Annotated in this window: 12 protein-coding genes; 6 read left to right on the plus strand and 6 right to left on the minus strand. The window is 73.4% G+C overall.

Annotated features, from left to right (window positions below):
• Nucleotides 1-39: 39 nt before the first annotated feature.
• The 5 genes from ACIQ6R_RS13905 to ACIQ6R_RS13925 form a co-directional block, all read right to left on the minus strand.
• Nucleotides 40-1,554, minus strand: a complete 1,515-nt coding sequence (locus tag ACIQ6R_RS13905) for an aspartate aminotransferase family protein (protein ID WP_404221183.1) — start codon at nt 1,552-1,554, stop codon at nt 40-42.
• Nucleotides 1,551-2,672: an SDR family oxidoreductase gene (locus ACIQ6R_RS13910; protein WP_404221185.1), complete on the minus strand. Its 1,122-nt coding sequence runs from the start codon at nt 2,670-2,672 to the stop codon at nt 1,551-1,553. The genes ACIQ6R_RS13905 and ACIQ6R_RS13910 overlap by 4 nt, the downstream gene beginning before the upstream one ends.
• A 55-nt stretch (nt 2,673-2,727) precedes the next feature.
• Nucleotides 2,728-3,861, minus strand: a complete 1,134-nt coding sequence (locus ACIQ6R_RS13915) for an acyl-CoA dehydrogenase (protein WP_404181085.1) — start codon at nt 3,859-3,861, stop codon at nt 2,728-2,730.
• A gap of 72 nt (nt 3,862-3,933) precedes the next feature.
• Nucleotides 3,934-4,896, minus strand: coding sequence for a bifunctional lysylphosphatidylglycerol flippase/synthetase MprF (locus ACIQ6R_RS13920; RefSeq protein ID WP_404221187.1), 963 nt, complete (start codon nt 4,894-4,896; stop codon nt 3,934-3,936).
• Complete coding sequence (locus ACIQ6R_RS13925) at nt 4,880-5,386, minus strand: hypothetical protein (protein WP_404221189.1); 507 nt, start codon at nt 5,384-5,386, stop codon at nt 4,880-4,882. Before ACIQ6R_RS13925 ends, ACIQ6R_RS13920 begins: the two co-directional genes overlap by 17 nt.
• A gap of 149 nt (nt 5,387-5,535) precedes the next feature.
• On the opposite strand from ACIQ6R_RS13925, the gene ACIQ6R_RS13930 reads away from it, so the two are divergent.
• The 5 genes from ACIQ6R_RS13930 (at nt 5,536) to ACIQ6R_RS13950 (ending at nt 14,679) form a co-directional block, all read left to right on the plus strand.
• Nucleotides 5,536-7,029, plus strand: a complete 1,494-nt coding sequence (locus tag ACIQ6R_RS13930; protein ID WP_404221191.1) for a PLP-dependent aminotransferase family protein — start codon at nt 5,536-5,538, stop codon at nt 7,027-7,029.
• 256 nt (nt 7,030-7,285) lie between these two features.
• Nucleotides 7,286-8,875 carry an alkaline phosphatase D family protein gene (locus ACIQ6R_RS13935; RefSeq protein WP_404181096.1) on the plus strand — a complete coding sequence of 530 codons (1,590 nt, stop codon included), beginning with the start codon at nt 7,286-7,288 and terminating at the stop codon, nt 8,873-8,875.
• A gap of 176 nt (nt 8,876-9,051) precedes the next feature.
• On the plus strand, nt 9,052-10,455 hold the full coding sequence (locus ACIQ6R_RS13940; RefSeq protein ID WP_404221193.1) for an SWIM zinc finger family protein: 1,404 nt from the start codon (nt 9,052-9,054) through the stop codon (nt 10,453-10,455).
• Nucleotides 10,452-13,193 (plus strand): DUF6493 family protein, encoded by a 2,742-nt coding sequence (locus ACIQ6R_RS13945; protein ID WP_404221195.1) that lies wholly within the window; start codon nt 10,452-10,454, stop codon nt 13,191-13,193. Before ACIQ6R_RS13940 ends, ACIQ6R_RS13945 begins: the two co-directional genes overlap by 4 nt.
• A gap of 115 nt (nt 13,194-13,308) precedes the next feature.
• Nucleotides 13,309-14,679: a GNAT family N-acetyltransferase gene (locus ACIQ6R_RS13950; protein ID WP_404221198.1), complete on the plus strand. Its 1,371-nt coding sequence runs from the start codon at nt 13,309-13,311 to the stop codon at nt 14,677-14,679.
• 15 nt (nt 14,680-14,694) lie between these two features.
• Here ACIQ6R_RS13950 and ACIQ6R_RS13955 read toward each other — a convergent pair whose 3' ends face one another.
• Nucleotides 14,695-15,918: a trans-sulfuration enzyme family protein gene (locus ACIQ6R_RS13955; protein ID WP_404221200.1), complete on the minus strand. Its 1,224-nt coding sequence runs from the start codon at nt 15,916-15,918 to the stop codon at nt 14,695-14,697.
• Between the two features lie 60 nt (nt 15,919-15,978).
• Here ACIQ6R_RS13955 and ACIQ6R_RS13960 point away from each other — a divergent pair, with 60 nt between their 5' ends.
• The gene (locus ACIQ6R_RS13960; RefSeq protein ID WP_404181110.1) at nt 15,979-16,470 is read left to right on the plus strand and encodes an Lrp/AsnC family transcriptional regulator; all 492 of its coding nucleotides are present in this window, start codon (nt 15,979-15,981) and stop codon (nt 16,468-16,470) included.
• Nucleotides 16,471-16,528 lie beyond the last annotated feature (58 nt).

The following is a 16,528-nucleotide window of genomic DNA, read 5'->3' on the forward strand; positions in this document are numbered from 1 at the left end:
TCCGGAGCTGGTGGCTGGCGCCGGCGCCAGGAGCCGGTGTCAGCTGGTCATACGGTCGGCCGTGCTGCGCAGGGCCGCGCCGAGGGTGGTGAGGAACAGGTCGAGCGCGGAGTCCTCGACCACGGCCGGCGGGGTCAGCCGCAGGACCCGGGTGGAGTTGAGGGAGTTGTTGACGAGCACACCGCGTGAGATCAGTTCCAGCATGAGCTCGCCGACCGCCTGTTCCTCGGCGAACTCGATACCGATCAGCAGACCCCGGCCGCGCACCTCGCGGACCAGTCCGCCCTCGTACGGCGCGCACACGGCCCGTACGGCGGTGAGGATGCGCAGGCCGAGCGCGGCGGCCCGGGCCACGGTGTCCTCCTCCTCCATCGCCCGTAGGGTGGCGAGGGCGGCGGCACAGGCGATCGGTGAGGCGCCGAAGGTGGAGGTGTGCAGGTAGGGGTCGCGGCTGAAGGGGGCGTAGGCCTCCGCGGTGGCGACCATCGCGGCGACCGGTACGACACCGCCGCTGAGTCCCTTACCGACGAGCAGCACGTCCGGACGGACGTCCTCGGCGTCGACGCCCCACCAGGCGCCCAGCCGTCCCATGCCGGTCTGGATCTCGTCGACGACCAGCAGGGCGCCGTACGCGCGGCACAGCGCCCGCACCTGGCTGAGGTAGCCGTGGCGGGGGATGCGTACGCCGCCCTCGCCCTGGACGGGTTCGACGATGACGCAGGCCCGGTCGCGGTGGGCGGCCAGCGCCTGTTCGAGGTCGGCCGGGTCGTCGTAGGCCACCTGGGTGACGTCCGGGAGAAGGGGCTGGAAGGGCGTCTGGTACGTGGCGTTGGCGGTGACGCTCAGTGCGCCGAGGGTCTTGCCGTGGAAGCCGCCGCGGGTGGTGATCACCGAGGTGAGTCCGTGGGCGCGGGCCAGTTTCAGGGCCGCCTCGGTGGCTTCGGTGCCGGAGTTGACGAAGTGGACGTAGTCGAGGCCGGGCGGGGTGCGGGCGGCCAGGGCCTGGGCGGCCAGGGCGGCGACGGGTTCGAGGAAGACGCGGCTGGCCAGCGGGTGGGTGTCGATCTGCCGGTGCACCGCTTCGACGACGGACGGGTGGCGGTGGCCCATGATGAAGACGCCGTAGCCGCCGAAGTCCAGGAAGCGGCGGCCGTCATCGGCGTGGATCCAGGCTCCCTCGGAGCGGACCTCGGCCATGCCGCCCATGACACGGCCCATCACGGCACGGCCGGAGCCGATGTGCTTGAGGTAGAGGTCCACGATGTCGGGCCGGTCGGTCGGCGCGGCGGCCCCGGCGCGCGGGGTGGAGGACTCGCAGGCCGGGGCGGAGGACCCGGAGGACGGCGTGGAGGGCTCGGAGCGCGGGTCGGCAGCCCTGGAGGCGGACCCGGCAGCCCCGGAACCGGAGGCCGGGGTGGTGGTCCCGGAGGCCGGAATGGTGGTCCCGGGGGACGCCGTGGCGGTCCCGGAGCGCGGTCCGGCAGCCTCGGAGGACGACGCGGAGGACCCTGAGGACGGCTCGGTGGTACCGGTGGAGGGGGGCGACACGGTCATGACGCCACCTCCATCGGAGCGGCCGCGGCGGTCCGGTTCCGGGTGAGCAGGCCGGCCCTGTCCCCCGCCCAGCTCTCCGCGTTGCGTACGAGCGCGGCCCTGATGTCGGTCCGGGTCAGGCGGGTGCCGCAGTCGGGTTCGCCGAGGGAGGTGTCGAACGGCAGCTCCCGCTGGAACACCAGCAGCAGTTCCGCGTAGTACTCCAGCCGCCGCCGGAGGGACGCGGGCAGCGAGGCGCCCTCCAGCATGGGCAGGAGCAGCCGGCGCACGGCATCGACGGGGATGAGCCGGGGCCGCTGGGGCCGGGGCAGGCCGTGCCGTACGGCGACGTCCGCGCAGACGTCGGCGAACTCCCGCAGGCCGATGGCCTCCTTGCCGGCCGTCAGCCAGTACTCGCCGTCGGCCACACCGCCCCGGACCAGGTCGCCGATGGCCCGCGAGACGTAGTCCAGGGGCACCATGTCGATCCGGGCCTCGGGGGCTCCGGGCAGCACCGGGACCTGCCCCAGGACCAGCGAGCCGATCGCCCTGGTCAGCCCCTGCTGACCGGCGACCCGCCCGCCGACGGAGTCACCCAGGACGACCGAGGGCCGGACGATGGCGCCGGGCACACCCGCCTCGCGTGTCATCTGTTCGGCCCTGGCCTTGGAGTCGAGGTAGGCGGCGGCACCCGGGAGGCGCCGGCGGTCCTCCTCGGTGCGGGTGTCGGCCACGAACGCGGTACTCACCAGGTACAGCGGGGCGTCGGCCCGGGCCGCCAGGTCGAGCATGTTGTCGGCACCGCGCAGGTTGGTGCGCGTGATGTCCTGTGGCGGAGTACGCCAGTCGGTCTCGGCGGCGCAGTGCAGCACCACGTCCACCTCGAGGGCCAGTTCGTGCCAGGCCAGTGGGCTCAGGCCGAGCCGGGGAGCGACCAGGTCGCCCTGCAGCTCGCGCACCCGCGGATCGCGCAACGGTGTGTCGCGGCGCAGGCACAGCAGGTCGAAGTCGGGTGACAGCTCGTCGATCAGGGCACGCCCGAGTACTCCGGAACCGCCGGTGAGCAGGAGGGAGGGGCGGTCGCGCCGTCCCGAACGGCCGACGGGCAGGAGGGCAAGACGCTGGTTGTCTGACGGCATGGGGGGTGTGTTCTCCCAACGGGTCTCGGCCCACCAGGGACGGTGGGGGACGGGGTCAGGCGATGGCGAGCGGCCGGTCCGCCAGGTACGCGGAGAACGGGGCGGTCATCCGGGAACGCGACGGCGGGTGCAGGGAGAGTCCGTTGGCGCAGGCGGCCAGGTGGCCCACCTCGTCGGACGTCATGAAGTTGAGTCCGCCGAGGAGTTCGACCGCGCGCGGGACGACTCGGGCGATGGCGTCCTGGACGCCGTAGCGCACGTACAACGCCTGTGCGAGCGCCGACTCGTCGAGGTCACCGGCGTCGATGCGCCGGGCGACGCCCTCGGCGGTGGCCATGGCGGCCTCGGTCTCGACGAAGAGGCGTACGCGCTCGTGCTCGGGGATGCGGTCGTTCAGCAGCACCCGCTCCACCAGCGCGCTCGCGGCGCCGAGGTAGCTGCCCGTCATCAGCGTCTGGAACCAGATCAGACCGGCCGTCTGCAGTTCGTCGAGCTGTTCACCGGAGGTCGTCCCGGTGCGCAGCAGGAGTTCCGGCGGGACGAGGACGTCGGTGAGCGTGACCTGTTCGCTCTCGGCCCCGGCGAGGAAGGCGCTGGACCAGAAGCCGCTGACGCTCATACCCTCGCTCTCCGCGGGCACGACGGCTACGGCGAGTTCGTCGCCCTGCCCGTCCTCGCGCGGGATCATCACGCTGGCGGTGAGCACGTCCATGGAGTGGGCCAGGCTGCACGGCCGTTTGACGCCGTTGATCCGGACGCCGTCCGCGGTCACCGTGGCGGTCATCGACGGGTCGAGGATGCCCGCGCCGCTGCGGCCCTCGGCGAAGCCGGAGGCGATCACGCGGTTGGACGAGGCCACGCCCTCGATCAGCATCCACTCCAGGCCGTCGCCGAGGCCGCCGATCCCGACAAGGGTGGCCATGGAGAAGTGATGCATGGTGGTGGCCACGGCCAGGGACGGCGAGCGGCTGCCGATGGCCCGCTGCACCCGCAGGGCATCGAGCGCGGTGGCGCCCCGGCCCTGGTGGGACTCGGGGACAAGCAGTCCTGGACCGCCGCTGTCCCGGAAGTGCCGGATGCCCGGGCTGCCCGGCCGCTCCAGTTCCATCAGCGGGGCCTCGCTCAGGGCGGGGTCCAGTTCGGGCAGCAGCTTCGCGAGAGTGGCGCGTTCACGCTCTAGGAATCTCATCGGCGTGCGGTCCTCCAGGGTGGGATGAATGCGGAATCGGCACGGCACTCGCGCGGCCGTGGACGCGGTGGCTCAGAGGGCGTTGGTGGCGCGCAGCAACTGCCAGACCGCGCCCGGGCGGGGCCTGCCGCGGAAGGCGATGTACTCCGGCAGGACCACGTGCGGGGCCCACTTCTGCTTGTACTCGAGCTGGGAGGCCGCCGGGTAGATCATGTCGCCGCGCTCGGCCAGGAGACGGGTGAAGCGGGTGAACAGACGGCTGGCGCCTGGTAGTTCGTGCTCCGGGTCGAGCCCGGTGAACGGGGTGAAGCCGAAGTGCAGCCAGCCCGCTCCCTCGGCGGTCAGCCGTTCCATCACAGTGGCGTTGAGCGCCTCCATCACGCCGGGCGGAGCGTCCGGGCGGCGCCGGCTGAGGTCGTGCAGCCAGCCGGAGCGGCTGCCGTAGACCGGCGAGTAGTTGATGTAGCCGGCCGTCTCGCCGTCGATCCGGCCGACGAACAGACGGCGGTGCCTCTGCAGGCTCCCGTCGCGTTGGCCGACGAGGAAGCGCAGCTCCTTGGCGTGCCGGCCCTTGTCCCGCAGCCAGCCTTGGTCGATCCGGTCCAGTTCGGCGCAGTCGTCGCCGGCCATGACCTCGGCGACCTCCAGGCCCGCCCGCCGGGCGCGCGAGATCTTGTTCCGCAGCCGGACGAACCGTGAGCCGCGCAGCGTGAACCGGCTCAGGTCGACCGCGTACGACGCCCCGAGCTGGTTGACCGTGAAGCCGTGCGCCGCGTACAGCTCGGCGTCCGCCCGCTGCAGTTGCACGGCGACCAGACGGCGGCCGGCGTGGGCGGCGAACGCGTCCAGCAGGCGTGCACGGTGTTCCTGCGCGGTGAACGGGCCGCCGAATTGCAGGACGTAGCGGCCCGAGGTGCGATAGGCGCAGGCGCCGTCGAAGCCGCCGTCGTGGAAGTAGTCGTTCCCGCTGTTGAGGGCGAGAAAGGAACTGGGGTTGTCGCTGTGCGCGGCGAGTGTGTCAAGCACGGACGGCATCGGCGTCCTCCACGGAAGTCCGCACGGCGGCGCTTTCGCCGGTATCCGCCGCCGCGTGGTACCTCTGCTCGAACCTGCGGAACTCCGGAGTGGTTCGCGGCTCGAAGGCGACGCCGAAGGGTTTGAGGGAGTTCCCGAAGAGGGCCCGGTCGCCCATGAGGTGGATCGGGAGGGCCAGCAGTGCCCATTCCGGCCGGACGAACAGCGCCCACGCCCCGGCCAGGACACCCGCTGTGACCAGGCTGTGCATCGTGTTGTAGGCCACGTAGAAGCCGCGCGGAACGTGTCCGTCCGGGCTGCGCCGGAAGGCGATCGCGCCGGGCAGGTATCCGACGACGTCGATCACCGCGAACAGCAGCACGAAGACAGCCCAGCGGATTTCCGAGAGGTGCTGGAATGCGAGCACGAGCGATACGGTGAGAAATCCCAGCCATTCGAGTCGGGAGAGAGCGAAGGTGGTCTTCGTCTCGAAACGGTTCTTGGAGTCCACGGGCGCTCCTGGATTGCGCGTACGATTCCGGGGCGCGACCTCGGCCTGCCCCCTCGCTGTGGTCTGTCACTACGGTTTACGCACCAGCGGGCCCAACCCCTCGTAAAATGGGGGTGATTGAAAGACACGATGCTGGGGGGACTTCTTTCATGACGCCGTCGACCGGTCGGGGCGGCCCTCCGGGCTCCGCCGACCGAAACGCCCGTCGCGGCGCCCGCCGGGGGTCCCGTCGCGGCGCCGACAGCAGCGCCGCCTGGGAGTTGCTGCTGCCCGCCGCCTCGGCGCCGGCGCGCGCACGTGGGCGCGCGCTTCAGACGGCGCTGCGCGACGCGGTCCGCTCGGGCCGGCTCACGCCGGGCACCCGCCTGCCGTCCAGCCGGGACCTGGCGGCCGACCTCGGGGTGTCGCGGGGGCTGGTGACGGAGGCGTACGAGCAGTTGACGGCCGAGGGTTATCTGCGCAGCGGGCAGGGCGCGGGGACCTGGGTGGGGGACGCCGTGCGGGCCGCCCGTCCGCGCGCGCGTGATCTCGCCCCGCGCTCCCCCGCCGACCGCGTCGACTTCGTGCCGGGAACGCCGGACCTGTCGCTCTTCCCGCGCGCGGCGTGGGCCGCCGCTCAGCGGGGCGTGCTGGCGGAGCTGCCGCACGAGAGCCTCGGCTACCCCGACCCTCGCGGCCTGCCCCGGCTGCGGACCGCGCTGGCCGAGCTGCTCGCTCGGCGCCGGGGCGTGGTGGCCGACCCGGAGCGGATCATGGTGGTCTCCGGGGTGGCGCAGGCGACCGCGCTGCTCGCGAGCGTGCTCCACGCGCGCGGGGTGCGCGCCACCGGCGTCGAGGATCCCGGCAGCCCTCAGCACGACGCCCTGTACGCGGCCGCGGGCGTGGACACCGTGCCGCTGCCGCTGGACGACGAGGGACTCGCCGTCGGCCCGCTGCACGCCTCGGGCGTACGGGCCGTCGTGACGACTCCGGCCCACCAGTTCCCCACCGGGATCGCCTACTCCGCGCGGCGGCGCGTCGAACTGCTGGACTGGGCGCGGTCCGTGGACGGCCTCGTCCTGGAGGACGACTACGACGGCGACTTCCGGTACGACCGTGCCCCGGTGGGCGCGCTCCAGGGGCTCGATCCGGAGCGCGTCGCCTACACGGGGTCGGTCAGCAAGTCCCTCGCCCCGGGGCTGCGGCTGGGCTGGCTGCTGGTGCCGGAGTGGCTGGCGGACGACGTCGTCGAGCGCAAACGCACCACGGACCTCGGCCATCCGGCCCTCGACCAAGCACTCTTCGTCCGCTTCGTGGAACGCGGCGACTACGACCGCCAACTGCGCGTCTGTCAGCGCGCCTACCGTGAGCGGCGCGACGCCCTGGTCGCCGCCCTGGAGGAGCACTTTCCCGGCTCCGAGGTGTCCGGCATCGCCGCCGGACTCCACGCCATCGTCACGCTCCCCGGGCGGTACGGCCCCGAGGAGCACTTCCTCGCACGCGTAGGGGAGGCCGGGGTCGCCGTGCGCTCGCTGGCGGAGTACGGGCACGGGGCGGGTGGTGACAGGGCGGCGGCGAAGGAGGTGCGGCTGGTGCTCGGGTACGCGCACCTGACACCGGCCCGCATTCGTGCGGGGGTGGAGATGATGGGCGGGGCCGTGTGATGCGGGCAAGCCTGTGTGATGTGGGCGAGCCTGTGTGATGCGGGGCTGTGTGATACGGGACGGGGCCGTGTGATGCGGGGCGGTGAGGTGCTTGCGCGGGTGCGGGCGGGGGCGCGAGTGCGAGTGTGGGTGCGGGCGCGGGTGCGGGCGGCCGGTTGTTCACCCGGAATTTCCGTGGTCGCCGCGCCGCACCAGTAGGTCTGGCTCTGCACACTGGCCCGAACACCGGCCGGTTCCCGTCCCTGGAGGCGCATCCATGTCACACCGTCCGTTGCCCGGTCGCCGCAGCGTGCTGCGCGGCTCCCTCGCCGCGTCGGCGGCCCTGACCCTGCCCACCGCCCTCGGGGCGGCGGCGCCCGCGTTCGCCCGTTCCGGGCGGCCGGGAGCGGGCTGGGGCGTGCAGACGGGAGACGTGACCTCCCACTCCGGTCTCGTCTGGGTACGGTCCGACCGGCCGGCCCGGATGATCGTCGAGACGTCCGCCACCGAGTCGTTCCGCAACGCGCGCAGATGGCGCGGCCCGCTGCTCGGAGCGGACACGGACTTCACCGGCACGACCAGGCTGCGTGGGCTGCCGCCTGGTGAGCAGATCCATTACCGCGTGCTCCTCGCCGACCCGGACGACCCGCGCCGCACCGGTGAGCCGGTCCCCGGCACCTTCCGCACGGCGCCGGTCCGCAGGCGCCAGGGGACACGCTTCGTGTGGTCCGGCGACCTGGCCGGCCAGGGCTGGGGCATCAATCCCGACCTCGGCGGTTACCGCATCTACGACGCCATGGGCGCCCTGGACCCGGACTTCTTCCTGTGCAGCGGCGACACCATCTACGCCGACGGCCCCATCGCGGAGACGGCCGCCCTCCCCGACGGCAGCACCTGGCGCAACATCACCACCGAGGAGAAGTCCAAGGTCGCCGAGACCCTCGCCGAGTTCCGCGGCAACTTCCGCTACAACCTGCTCGACGAGAACCTGCGCCGCTTCAACGCCCAGGTCCCGTCCATCATCCAGTGGGACGACCACGAGGTGCGCAACAACTGGTACCCGGGCCAGGTGATCGCGGACACGGACGGCCGCTACACCGAGAAGAGCGTGGACGTACTGGCGGCCCGCGCCCGGCGCGCGTTCGGCGAGTACTTCCCGATCTCCACCCTCCGCCCCGGCGCGCGGGAGGGGCGTGTGCACCGGGTGCTGCGCCAGGGCCCGCTCCTCGACGTGTTCGTGCTGGACATGCGGACGTACCGCGACGCCAACTCCCCTGGTGACCAGACCGTGGACCCACAGGGCATCCTGGGCCGCGAGCAGCTGGAGTGGCTCAAGCGGGAGCTGTCGCGGTCGCGTGCGGTGTGGAAGGTGATCGCGGCCGACATGCCGATCGGCCTGGTCGTGCCCGACGCGACCGAGGGGAAGGCGAACATCGAGGGGGTGGCGCAGGGCGATCCCGGCGCGCCTCTGGGGCGTGAACTGCAGATCGCCGAGCTGCTGCGCCACATCAAGCACCGGCGGATCACCGGCACGGTGTGGCTGACGGCCGACGTGCACCACACCTCGGCGCAGCACTACCAGCCCGCGCGGGCCGCGTTCACCGACTTCGAGCCATTCTGGGAGTTCGTGTCCGGGCCGCTCAACGCGGGTGCGTTCCCGGCCAGCGCCCTCGACGGGACCTTCGGTCCGGAGAGGGTGTTCGTGAAGGCGCCGACCGCTTCGAACGTCTCGCCCGCGGGCGGCTACCAGTTCTTCGGCGAGGTCGACATCGACGGCGACAGCGCCGAGATGACGGTGCGTCTGCGCGAGCGGGACGGCACGGTGCTGTACACGAAAGTGCTCCAGCCGGGCCGGGTCGGCCAGTAGTTCCCGTAGCCTGTCGGCTGTGCCGCGCGCCGGCGTCATCCCCCGGTGCGCGGCTCGCGGCCCCGCCCGCGGCCCCGCCCGCTTTCCCACGCGCCGCACATCCGCCAACTCCTCGCTCTATGACGCGGTTTCCGCAGGTCGGACCCATTGTCAGTGGTCGGCTCTACGGTCTTTGCATGACGCGATCTTTGCAGGCCGTGGCCTATCGACGACCCTCCGTGCTGGAATCCGTGACGGGCGGACAGCGCCTGGGGCTGGAGACCTCCGAGGGGTCGACGCCTTACGGTGCCGTGGACCATCCGCAGTTCTTCTCAGGCTTCCTGACGTCTCCTCAGCAGGCGTCGGCGGCGCTGCTCGCGGTGGCCGACGTGGCAGCCGCCCGGTACCACCAGCCGCGGCTGCGCGCCTCGCTCGACCCGGTGGTGACGGGCAACGGAGACCGGCTGCGTTTCGAGTCCTTCTCCGGCTGCGGAGGGGTGTACGCGCGCCTGGACGTGCTGGAGACGGGACTCGACGGCGGCGAGGTCGGGCGCGGCACGACGAACGTCGACGTCAACAACCCGCTGCGCGAGGCCCTGTCCCGGGTCGGCGCGGATGACCCGCTCCATCTGCGGGTCGGCCCCGAGGAACTGACCGTGACCACGCTGGACGGCCCCGTCGTGGAGAAGAAGGTGCCGCTGCCGGACCGGTGGCTGCGCGGCTTCGCCGAGGCCCAGGTCATAGCGGCCGGCTTCGACCTGCGGGCCGAACTGGACGCCGGTGAGGCGGTCCGCTTCCTGCGCTCGCTGCCCCGCGGCGGCAGGAGCGGGGCGGCCGGCCCCCGGTGGGTCGTGCCGTCCGGGCGTACGCTGCGACCGACGACCCGTGCGGTGCCCGGCGCGGTGTGCCTGCCCGGTTCGGAGCGGCTGGTCGCGCTCCAGCGGGTACTGCGGCACGCCACCGCGCTGCGCGTCTACGGGCCCGCGGTCACCTCCGGAGCCGCCGCCACGGCGTCCGCCTGGGAGGTGTTGCTGCTGGGCATGCGCCTCACCCTCACGCTCTCCCCCGACGCCACCCGTGGGTTCTCCGGCGAGGGCGGGGTCCTGGACGCCCTCGCCACCGACGAGGGCGCCGCGGACGCCGAACTCATCTCGGTGCTTCTCGCCTGGGAGCCACGCATCGACATCGCCGATCTGGCCGCCGACTCCGGGCTGACCACGGAGCGGGTGCGCGCGGCGCTGGTCCGCCTCGGCACGTCGGGGCGCGTCGGGTACGACACGGCGGAGGCGGCGTACTTCCACCGGGAGCTGCCCTACGACGCGGAACGCGTGGAGCGCCACAACCCCCGCCTGCGGTCGGCCCGGTCACTGGTGGCCGCGGGCTCGGTCACCCTTGACGGTGCGATCGGGATGGTCACGGCCGAGGACGGGCACGTGCACCGGGTGCGCGAGGAGGCGGGGGCCCTCACGTGCAGTTGCCTGTGGTGGGCCAGGTACCGGGGCGGACGCGGGCCGTGCAAGCACGCGCTGGCGGTACGGATGGCACGGCGGGGCGACGTGCCGGCGCAGGCGGCGGTTCGGTTCGACGGGGGTGCGCGATGACGGCGACGGCTACGACGGCTACGACGGCTACGACGGCTACGACGGCTACGACGAGTGTGCTGGTGGCGGCGGTGCGAGCCGGGCGAACGGCCGACGTCGTGTCGCTGCTCGACGGCATGACCGACGCCGAGCGGCGTGCGTGCTTCCCGGAGTTGAAGGCCCTCCGCAAGGAGCTCAGGACCGCTCGCTGGTCCGCGGAGTCCCGCCGTGCCCACCCCGCGCTGCACGCGGCCGGTGCTGCGTGCCAGACCGGCGCGGCGGCCGTGGCGAACTGGCTCGCGGCCCTCGACATGCGCTGGTCGCAGGCGTCGCCGTCCGTACTGCTGCACGTCCTGGGCGACCGCGACCCCGGCTGGCTGGCCGACGTGGTCCACCGTCTCGCCCAGCGCCCGGCCGGCTCCAACGCGTCGTACGAGCTGATGGCCGGCCTCGTCCGGCTCTCCGGCTGCCCGGTGCCGACGACGCAGGCATACGTCGAGGGCTGGCTGTTCCACATCGCCGGCGCCTGGCAGCGCGGCGGCACGGTGTGCGACCGCCTGCGGCAGGACCCGCATCTGGCCGAGCTGGTCGCCGCCCTCTTCCGCACCGACGGCATCGGCACACAGCTGGGCCGGCTGGCCGGCGACGGACCGGACAGCTGGCCCAGGGCCCTGGCACAGCTGACGACCGAGGGCGCGCTCGACCGGAAGGCGATGGTCGACGGGTGCGTGGCGCGGCTGCTGCGCGGCGGCACGCCCGCCGAGATCCGGGTGTTCCTGCGCGTGCTCGAGGATCTCGGGCTCACCCGCGAAGAAGAACGGCACCGGGTGTCCGACTGGACGGCGCTCGCCTCGGACGCGGTGTCCGCGGTGGCCTCCTACGCCCAGTCGGTGCTGGGCGCACTGGCCCTGGACGGGAAGCTGCCGCCTCGGCGGCTGGCGGAGCTGACCGACGCGGTGCTGTTCCGCCCGGAGAAGAAGCTCGTGCGCGCCCAGCTGGTACTGCTGGGCAAGGTGCTCGCGCGGGACGCCACCACAGCCGGGGAACTGCTCCCGGCCGTGGCGCAGGCGTTCGGGCACGAGGACTCCGACGTGCAGGAGCGTGCCCTGAAGCTGGTCGAGCGGCACGTCGGCAAGGTCACCGCCACCGGCGTCGCGAGGGAACTGGCGCATGTGGCCGAGCAGTTGATACCCACCTTGCGGTCGCGCGCCGTCCGGACCCTGGGCGCGGCGCCGCCGGCGCCGGAGGCCGTGGCCTACGAGGAGGCGCTCCCTCCCCCGCCGGAGCCGGTGCGCCTGGCCCCGGCCCCCGAGTCGCCGGTCGAAGTCGCCGAGGAGATCGGCGCGTTGCTGGCATCCGGCGGTGATGTGTCCGCCTTCGAGCGCGCCCTGGACGGACTGGTCAGGCATCACCACCACAACCCGGACGCCCTGCTGCGGGCCCTGGAACCGGTGATCGCCCGCCGTTGGTGGGCCGACAGTGAACGGCTCCACGGACGCCGCTCGGACGACTGCTTCGACCACCTCGAACTGCTCGACAGCGGGAGCGCCTTCGACCTCCTCCTCGCGACACTGCGGCGGAACGTGCGCACCACCACGCTTCACCGGGCCGTCCGGCACGAGGACTCGGACCACGGCTGTGTGCACAGCTCCCTGGCCGGCCCGTTCGAGGCCCGCCTGTGGGAGGTGGCCCACCGGCTGCGCACCGATCCGCAGCCCTTCCTGCTGGCCACACCCACCTGGGGCACCGGCCTGCTGGAGCCCGACGAACTGGTGGACCGCCTGGACGCCTACCGGCGCCTGGACGCCCGGGTCGCGGTGGTCGACTTCGGGCAGGCGCTGCTGCGGGTGCGGCGCGGTGACCGTGCGGCGGCCCTGACGGCCGCGGAGCGCGCGTCGGCGCTGGGCACCGAGGAGGGGAAGCGGCTCGCCCGGTGGCTGACCGCCGAGGGGACCGGTCTGCCCGCCTCCCGGCGGACGGCCGACGCCCGCATCCTCGTGGAGTTCGGTGAGGTGCCGGAACTGCGGGACGATCTCCCGGCCGGGCTCCGATCGTTGGGGCGGCCGGTGAGTGTGTACCGGGAGCGCTGGTACTGCCGTCACTGGAACGGCGAGATACGGCAGCACTGGCTCGCCCTGTTGCCGGAGAGGCCGGAGCTGGTGGCCGCGCGCCTGCTGCGGGAGGTGTCCACGGTGGCCGTGGACGACGACCGGGGTGCCACCGCCGTACTGCCGCGCCTCGCCGAGGCGGACGGCGAGGCGGGAGAGGCTGTGCACCTGTGCGTGGCGTACGGTCTGGGGGCCCGGCACGCGGAGGACCGGCTGGCCGCCGTGGACGCCCTGCTGGTGCTGGCGGCGCGCGACCGGCTCGACACCGACCGGCTGGGCGCGGACCTGGGCCAGTTGGTGCGGCGCGGTGCGGTGAAGCCGGTGCGGCTCGCCGACGCGCTGCGCACCGCGGCGGCGACGGGTGCGAACGCCACCATCTGGGGCGTGCTCCGCCAAGTCCTCCCCGTCCTGCTCGCCGATCTCGCCACCGGCCCCACCGGCTCGACCGGCCCCTCGGCCCGCGGGCTCGGCGAGCTGCTCGCCGTGGCCGCCGAGTGCGCCGAGCGGGTGGGCGCCCGGGGCGCCCTGCCGCACCTGTCGGGGGCGGCGGACCGACGCGGTTCGTCCCGGCTGGTGACGCAGGCCCGGCGGCTGCGCGGCGCGCTGGCGGAGAAGGAGCCGGAGGAGGCGGAGGAGAGGGCCGCCGCCTGACACAACACTGGTGAAAAGAGCAACAAATGTCCCGGAAGCCGACTTTACCCATCGGTCACAGAGCGTTCGTGATCACGCAACACCGATCCTTCACAGTGGGTGCATGAGTCGAGACATGTCTGATGTGACGGACGCCGTGACGCACCTCTTCGGGCACGGCCCCGTGGTGCCCGCCATGCTGCTGGCCTCGGTGGCCACCCTGATCGCCACGGCGGGCTTCCACACCTGGTGGACACGCCGCCACGGGCACGCCCCGCCGGTGGACGATACCGGCGCCCGGCCACCGTCCACGGGACGGCAGGCCGGGCCGGGCGACGGGGCAGCGCCGGGGGCGGGAACAGGGGCCGGCTCCGGATCCGGGCCGGCAACCGGTTCCGCAGCCGCCGCGGGCGACAGCGCGCTGTGGCGGATGCGGACGACCGTGCGGGACGCGCCGGGTTCGCTGGCCGTGCTGTGCTCGGCCCTCGCCGACCGGCGGGTCGACATCCTGAGCCTGCAGACGCACCCGCTGGCCGCGGGCACGGTGGACGAGTTCCTGCTCCGCGCCCCGGGTGAGTTGACGGCCTCCGAGCTGGCCGACGTGGTGTCATCGGCGGGCGGTGCACACACCTGGACCGAGCGGGCGGACGCCCACGATCTGGTGGACGCGCCGACCCGGGTGCTGGGGCTGGCCGCTCGCACGGCGCTGGACGCGGCGGAACTCCCGCTGGCGCTCAGGCAGTTGCTGGGCCGGTGCACCATCCGGTCGCTGCCCGCGGCGGTCGGGGGGCGCGCGGCGGACGATGTGCCGCCGGAAGGCGCGCTGGAGGACACCGTGCTGCGGCTGCGGGCGCCGGGGGGCGGAGTGATCAGCGTGGAGCGGCCGTATCTGCCGTTCACCCCGACGGAGTTCGCCCGGGCGCGGGCACTGGTCGAGCTGGACGCCCGGCTCGGTCCGCGCATTCCGCGCAGCCGGGACGTGCTGACGCTCCCCGAGGGGCACGACATCACGGTCCGCCGGGCCGACACGCGTGACGTTCCGGCGGCGAAGGCGATGCACGAGCGGTGCTCGGCGCGGACGCTCGGGATGCGGTACCACGGCCCGGTCGGCGACGCCGACCGGTATCTCAACCATCTCCTCAGCCCGCGCCACGGCCGCACCCTCGCCGTGCAGACCGCCTCGGGGCGCATCGTCGGGCTGGGCCACCTGCTGTGGGACGGGGACGAGACGGAGGTCGCGCTGCTGGTCGAGGACGGGTGGCAGCGCCGTGGCGTCGGCGGCGAACTCCTCGGCCGGCTCGTGGCGATGGCGGCGGAGACGGGCTGCGAGAGCGTGTACGCCGTGACGCGGGCGTCCAACACCGGCATGGTCGCCGCGATGCGCGGCCTGGGCCTCCCCCTCCACTACCAGATCGAGGAGGGGACCCTCGTCATCACGGCCCGCCTGGACCCGGCGGCCCGGGCGGCGGCGCGGCTGCCGCACGGGGAGCCGATCGGCAAGGAGTGAGCCGGCGGCGCGCGGTCACTCGGCCCGCGACAGCGCCTCCCGCAGCGGCATCGCCTCGGCCGCCCGCTCCCCCAGCGCCTGGTCCAGGTCGGCCCACAGGTCGTCGACGTCCTCCAGGCCGACGGACAGCCGCAGCAACCGGTCGCTCACCCCGGCCTCCCGGCGGTCGTCGGCGTCGACGATGCGGTGGCTGATGGACGCCGGGTGCTGGATCAGCGTGTCGACACTGCCGAGGCTCACCGCCGGGGTGATCAGCCGGACCCGGCCGATGATCTCGTGCGGATCGCCGTGGACCTCGAAGGAGACCATCGCGCCGCCGACGCGCGGATAGTGGACGCGGGCCACGCGCGGGTCGGCGGCGAGGCGCTGGACGAGCGCGGCGGCGTTCGCGGAGGCGGCCCGCACCCGCACCGGCAGGGTCGACAGACCACGCAGCAGGAGGTAGCCGGCCAGCGGGTGCAGTACGCCGCCCGTGGCGAAACGGACCTGCCGCAGCCGTCCCGCGAACTCCTCGTCGCAGGCCACCACACCGGCCAGCACGTCCCCGTGCCCGCCGAGGTACTTGGTGGCGCTGTGCAGCACCAGGCGCGCGCCCTGTTCGGCGGGGCGCTGGAGCACGGGCGTGGCGAAGGTGTTGTCCACGAGCAACGGCACCGATCCGCAGGCGTGGGCGACGGCCCGCAGGTCCACCTCGGCCAGCGTGGGGTTGGCCGGTGACTCCACGAGCACCAGGCCGGTGTCCGGGCGCAGCGCGTCCGCGATGCCCGCCGGATCGGTCCAGGTGACCTCGGATCCGAGCAGTCCGGCGGTCAGCAGGTGGTCGCTGCAGCCGTACAGGGGCCGTACGGCCACGACGTGCCGCAGCCCCATCGAGCCGCGGACCAGCAGGACGGCGCTCAGCGCGGCCATGCCGCTGGCGAAGGCGACCGCGGCCTCGGTGCCCTCCAGCCGGGCCAGCGCCGTTTCGAAGCGGGCGACGGTGGGGTTGCCGAGACGGCCGTAGACCGGCGGGCCCTCCGGGTCGGCGCCGGTGGTGGCGAACGCGTCGATGCGGGCGGCCTCGCCGCGGCTGTCGTACGACGGGTAGGTCGTGGACAGGTCGATGGGCGGGGCGTGCAGTCCCCGGCCGGCGAGATCGTCGCGGCCGGCGTGCACGGCCTCGGTGGCCAGTGCCCTGCCCCTGGGAGCGGTGGTGCGTACGTCGTCGGATGGTGACGTGTGCATGCGCGCAGAGTCCATGGACCGAAGAGTGAACACCGACCGGGCTCCTGGGGCCATGGACCGTGCTACGTTCGACGAATGGCCGAATCCGTCGTACTGGATCCGGTGGATCTTCATCTGCTGCGGCTGCTGCAGAACGACGCCCGGACCACCTACCGCGATCTCGCCGCCCAGGTCGGAGTCGCCCCGTCGACCTGCCTGGACCGGGTGACCCGGCTGCGGCGTGCCGGGGTGATCCTCGGCCATCGGCTCGAACTGGACCCGGCCAAGCTGGGGCGCGGACTCCAGGCACTGCTCTCGGTTCAGGTGCGCCCGCACCGGCGGGAGCTGGTCGGCCCGTTCGTGGAGCGGATCCGGGCGCTTCCGGAGTCGCTCACCGTCTTCCACCTCACCGGTCCGGACGACTACCTGGTCCATGTCGCGGTCGCGGACATGACGGATCTGCAGCGGCTGGTCCTGGACGAGTTCACGTCCCGGCGGGAGGTGGCCCGTGTCGAGACGCGGCTCATCTTCCAGCGGTGGGAGTGCGGCCCCCTGCTGCCGCCCGCCGCGCCCGCGGACACGCCCTGAGCGAAATCCGGCCGCCCGCGGTACCGGGCCGGGCAAAGCGGGCTGACGCGGCACCGGT

Source organism: Streptomyces sp. NPDC096048, assembly GCF_044763415.1.
Taxonomy (GTDB): domain Bacteria; phylum Actinomycetota; class Actinomycetes; order Streptomycetales; family Streptomycetaceae; genus Streptomyces.

Coding starts and splice junctions, on each gene's coding strand:
- ACIQ6R_RS13905 (WP_404221183.1), bottom strand. CDS start 1,554: ATGACCGTGTCGCCCCCCTCCACCGGTACCACCGAGCCGTCCTCAGGG.
- ACIQ6R_RS13910 (WP_404221185.1), bottom strand. CDS start 2,672: ATGCCGTCAGACAACCAGCGTCTTGCCCTCCTGCCCGTCGGCCGTTCG.
- ACIQ6R_RS13915 (WP_404181085.1), bottom strand. CDS start 3,861: ATGAGATTCCTAGAGCGTGAACGCGCCACTCTCGCGAAGCTGCTGCCC.
- ACIQ6R_RS13920 (WP_404221187.1), bottom strand. CDS start 4,896: ATGCCGTCCGTGCTTGACACACTCGCCGCGCACAGCGACAACCCCAGT.
- ACIQ6R_RS13930 (WP_404221191.1), top strand. CDS start 5,536: ATGACGCCGTCGACCGGTCGGGGCGGCCCTCCGGGCTCCGCCGACCGA.
- ACIQ6R_RS13935 (WP_404181096.1), top strand. CDS start 7,286: ATGTCACACCGTCCGTTGCCCGGTCGCCGCAGCGTGCTGCGCGGCTCC.
- ACIQ6R_RS13940 (WP_404221193.1), top strand. CDS start 9,052: ATGACGCGATCTTTGCAGGCCGTGGCCTATCGACGACCCTCCGTGCTG.
- ACIQ6R_RS13945 (WP_404221195.1), top strand. CDS start 10,452: ATGACGGCGACGGCTACGACGGCTACGACGGCTACGACGGCTACGACG.
- ACIQ6R_RS13950 (WP_404221198.1), top strand. CDS start 13,309: ATGTCTGATGTGACGGACGCCGTGACGCACCTCTTCGGGCACGGCCCC.
- ACIQ6R_RS13955 (WP_404221200.1), bottom strand. CDS start 15,918: ATGGACTCTGCGCGCATGCACACGTCACCATCCGACGACGTACGCACC.
- ACIQ6R_RS13960 (WP_404181110.1), top strand. CDS start 15,979: ATGGCCGAATCCGTCGTACTGGATCCGGTGGATCTTCATCTGCTGCGG.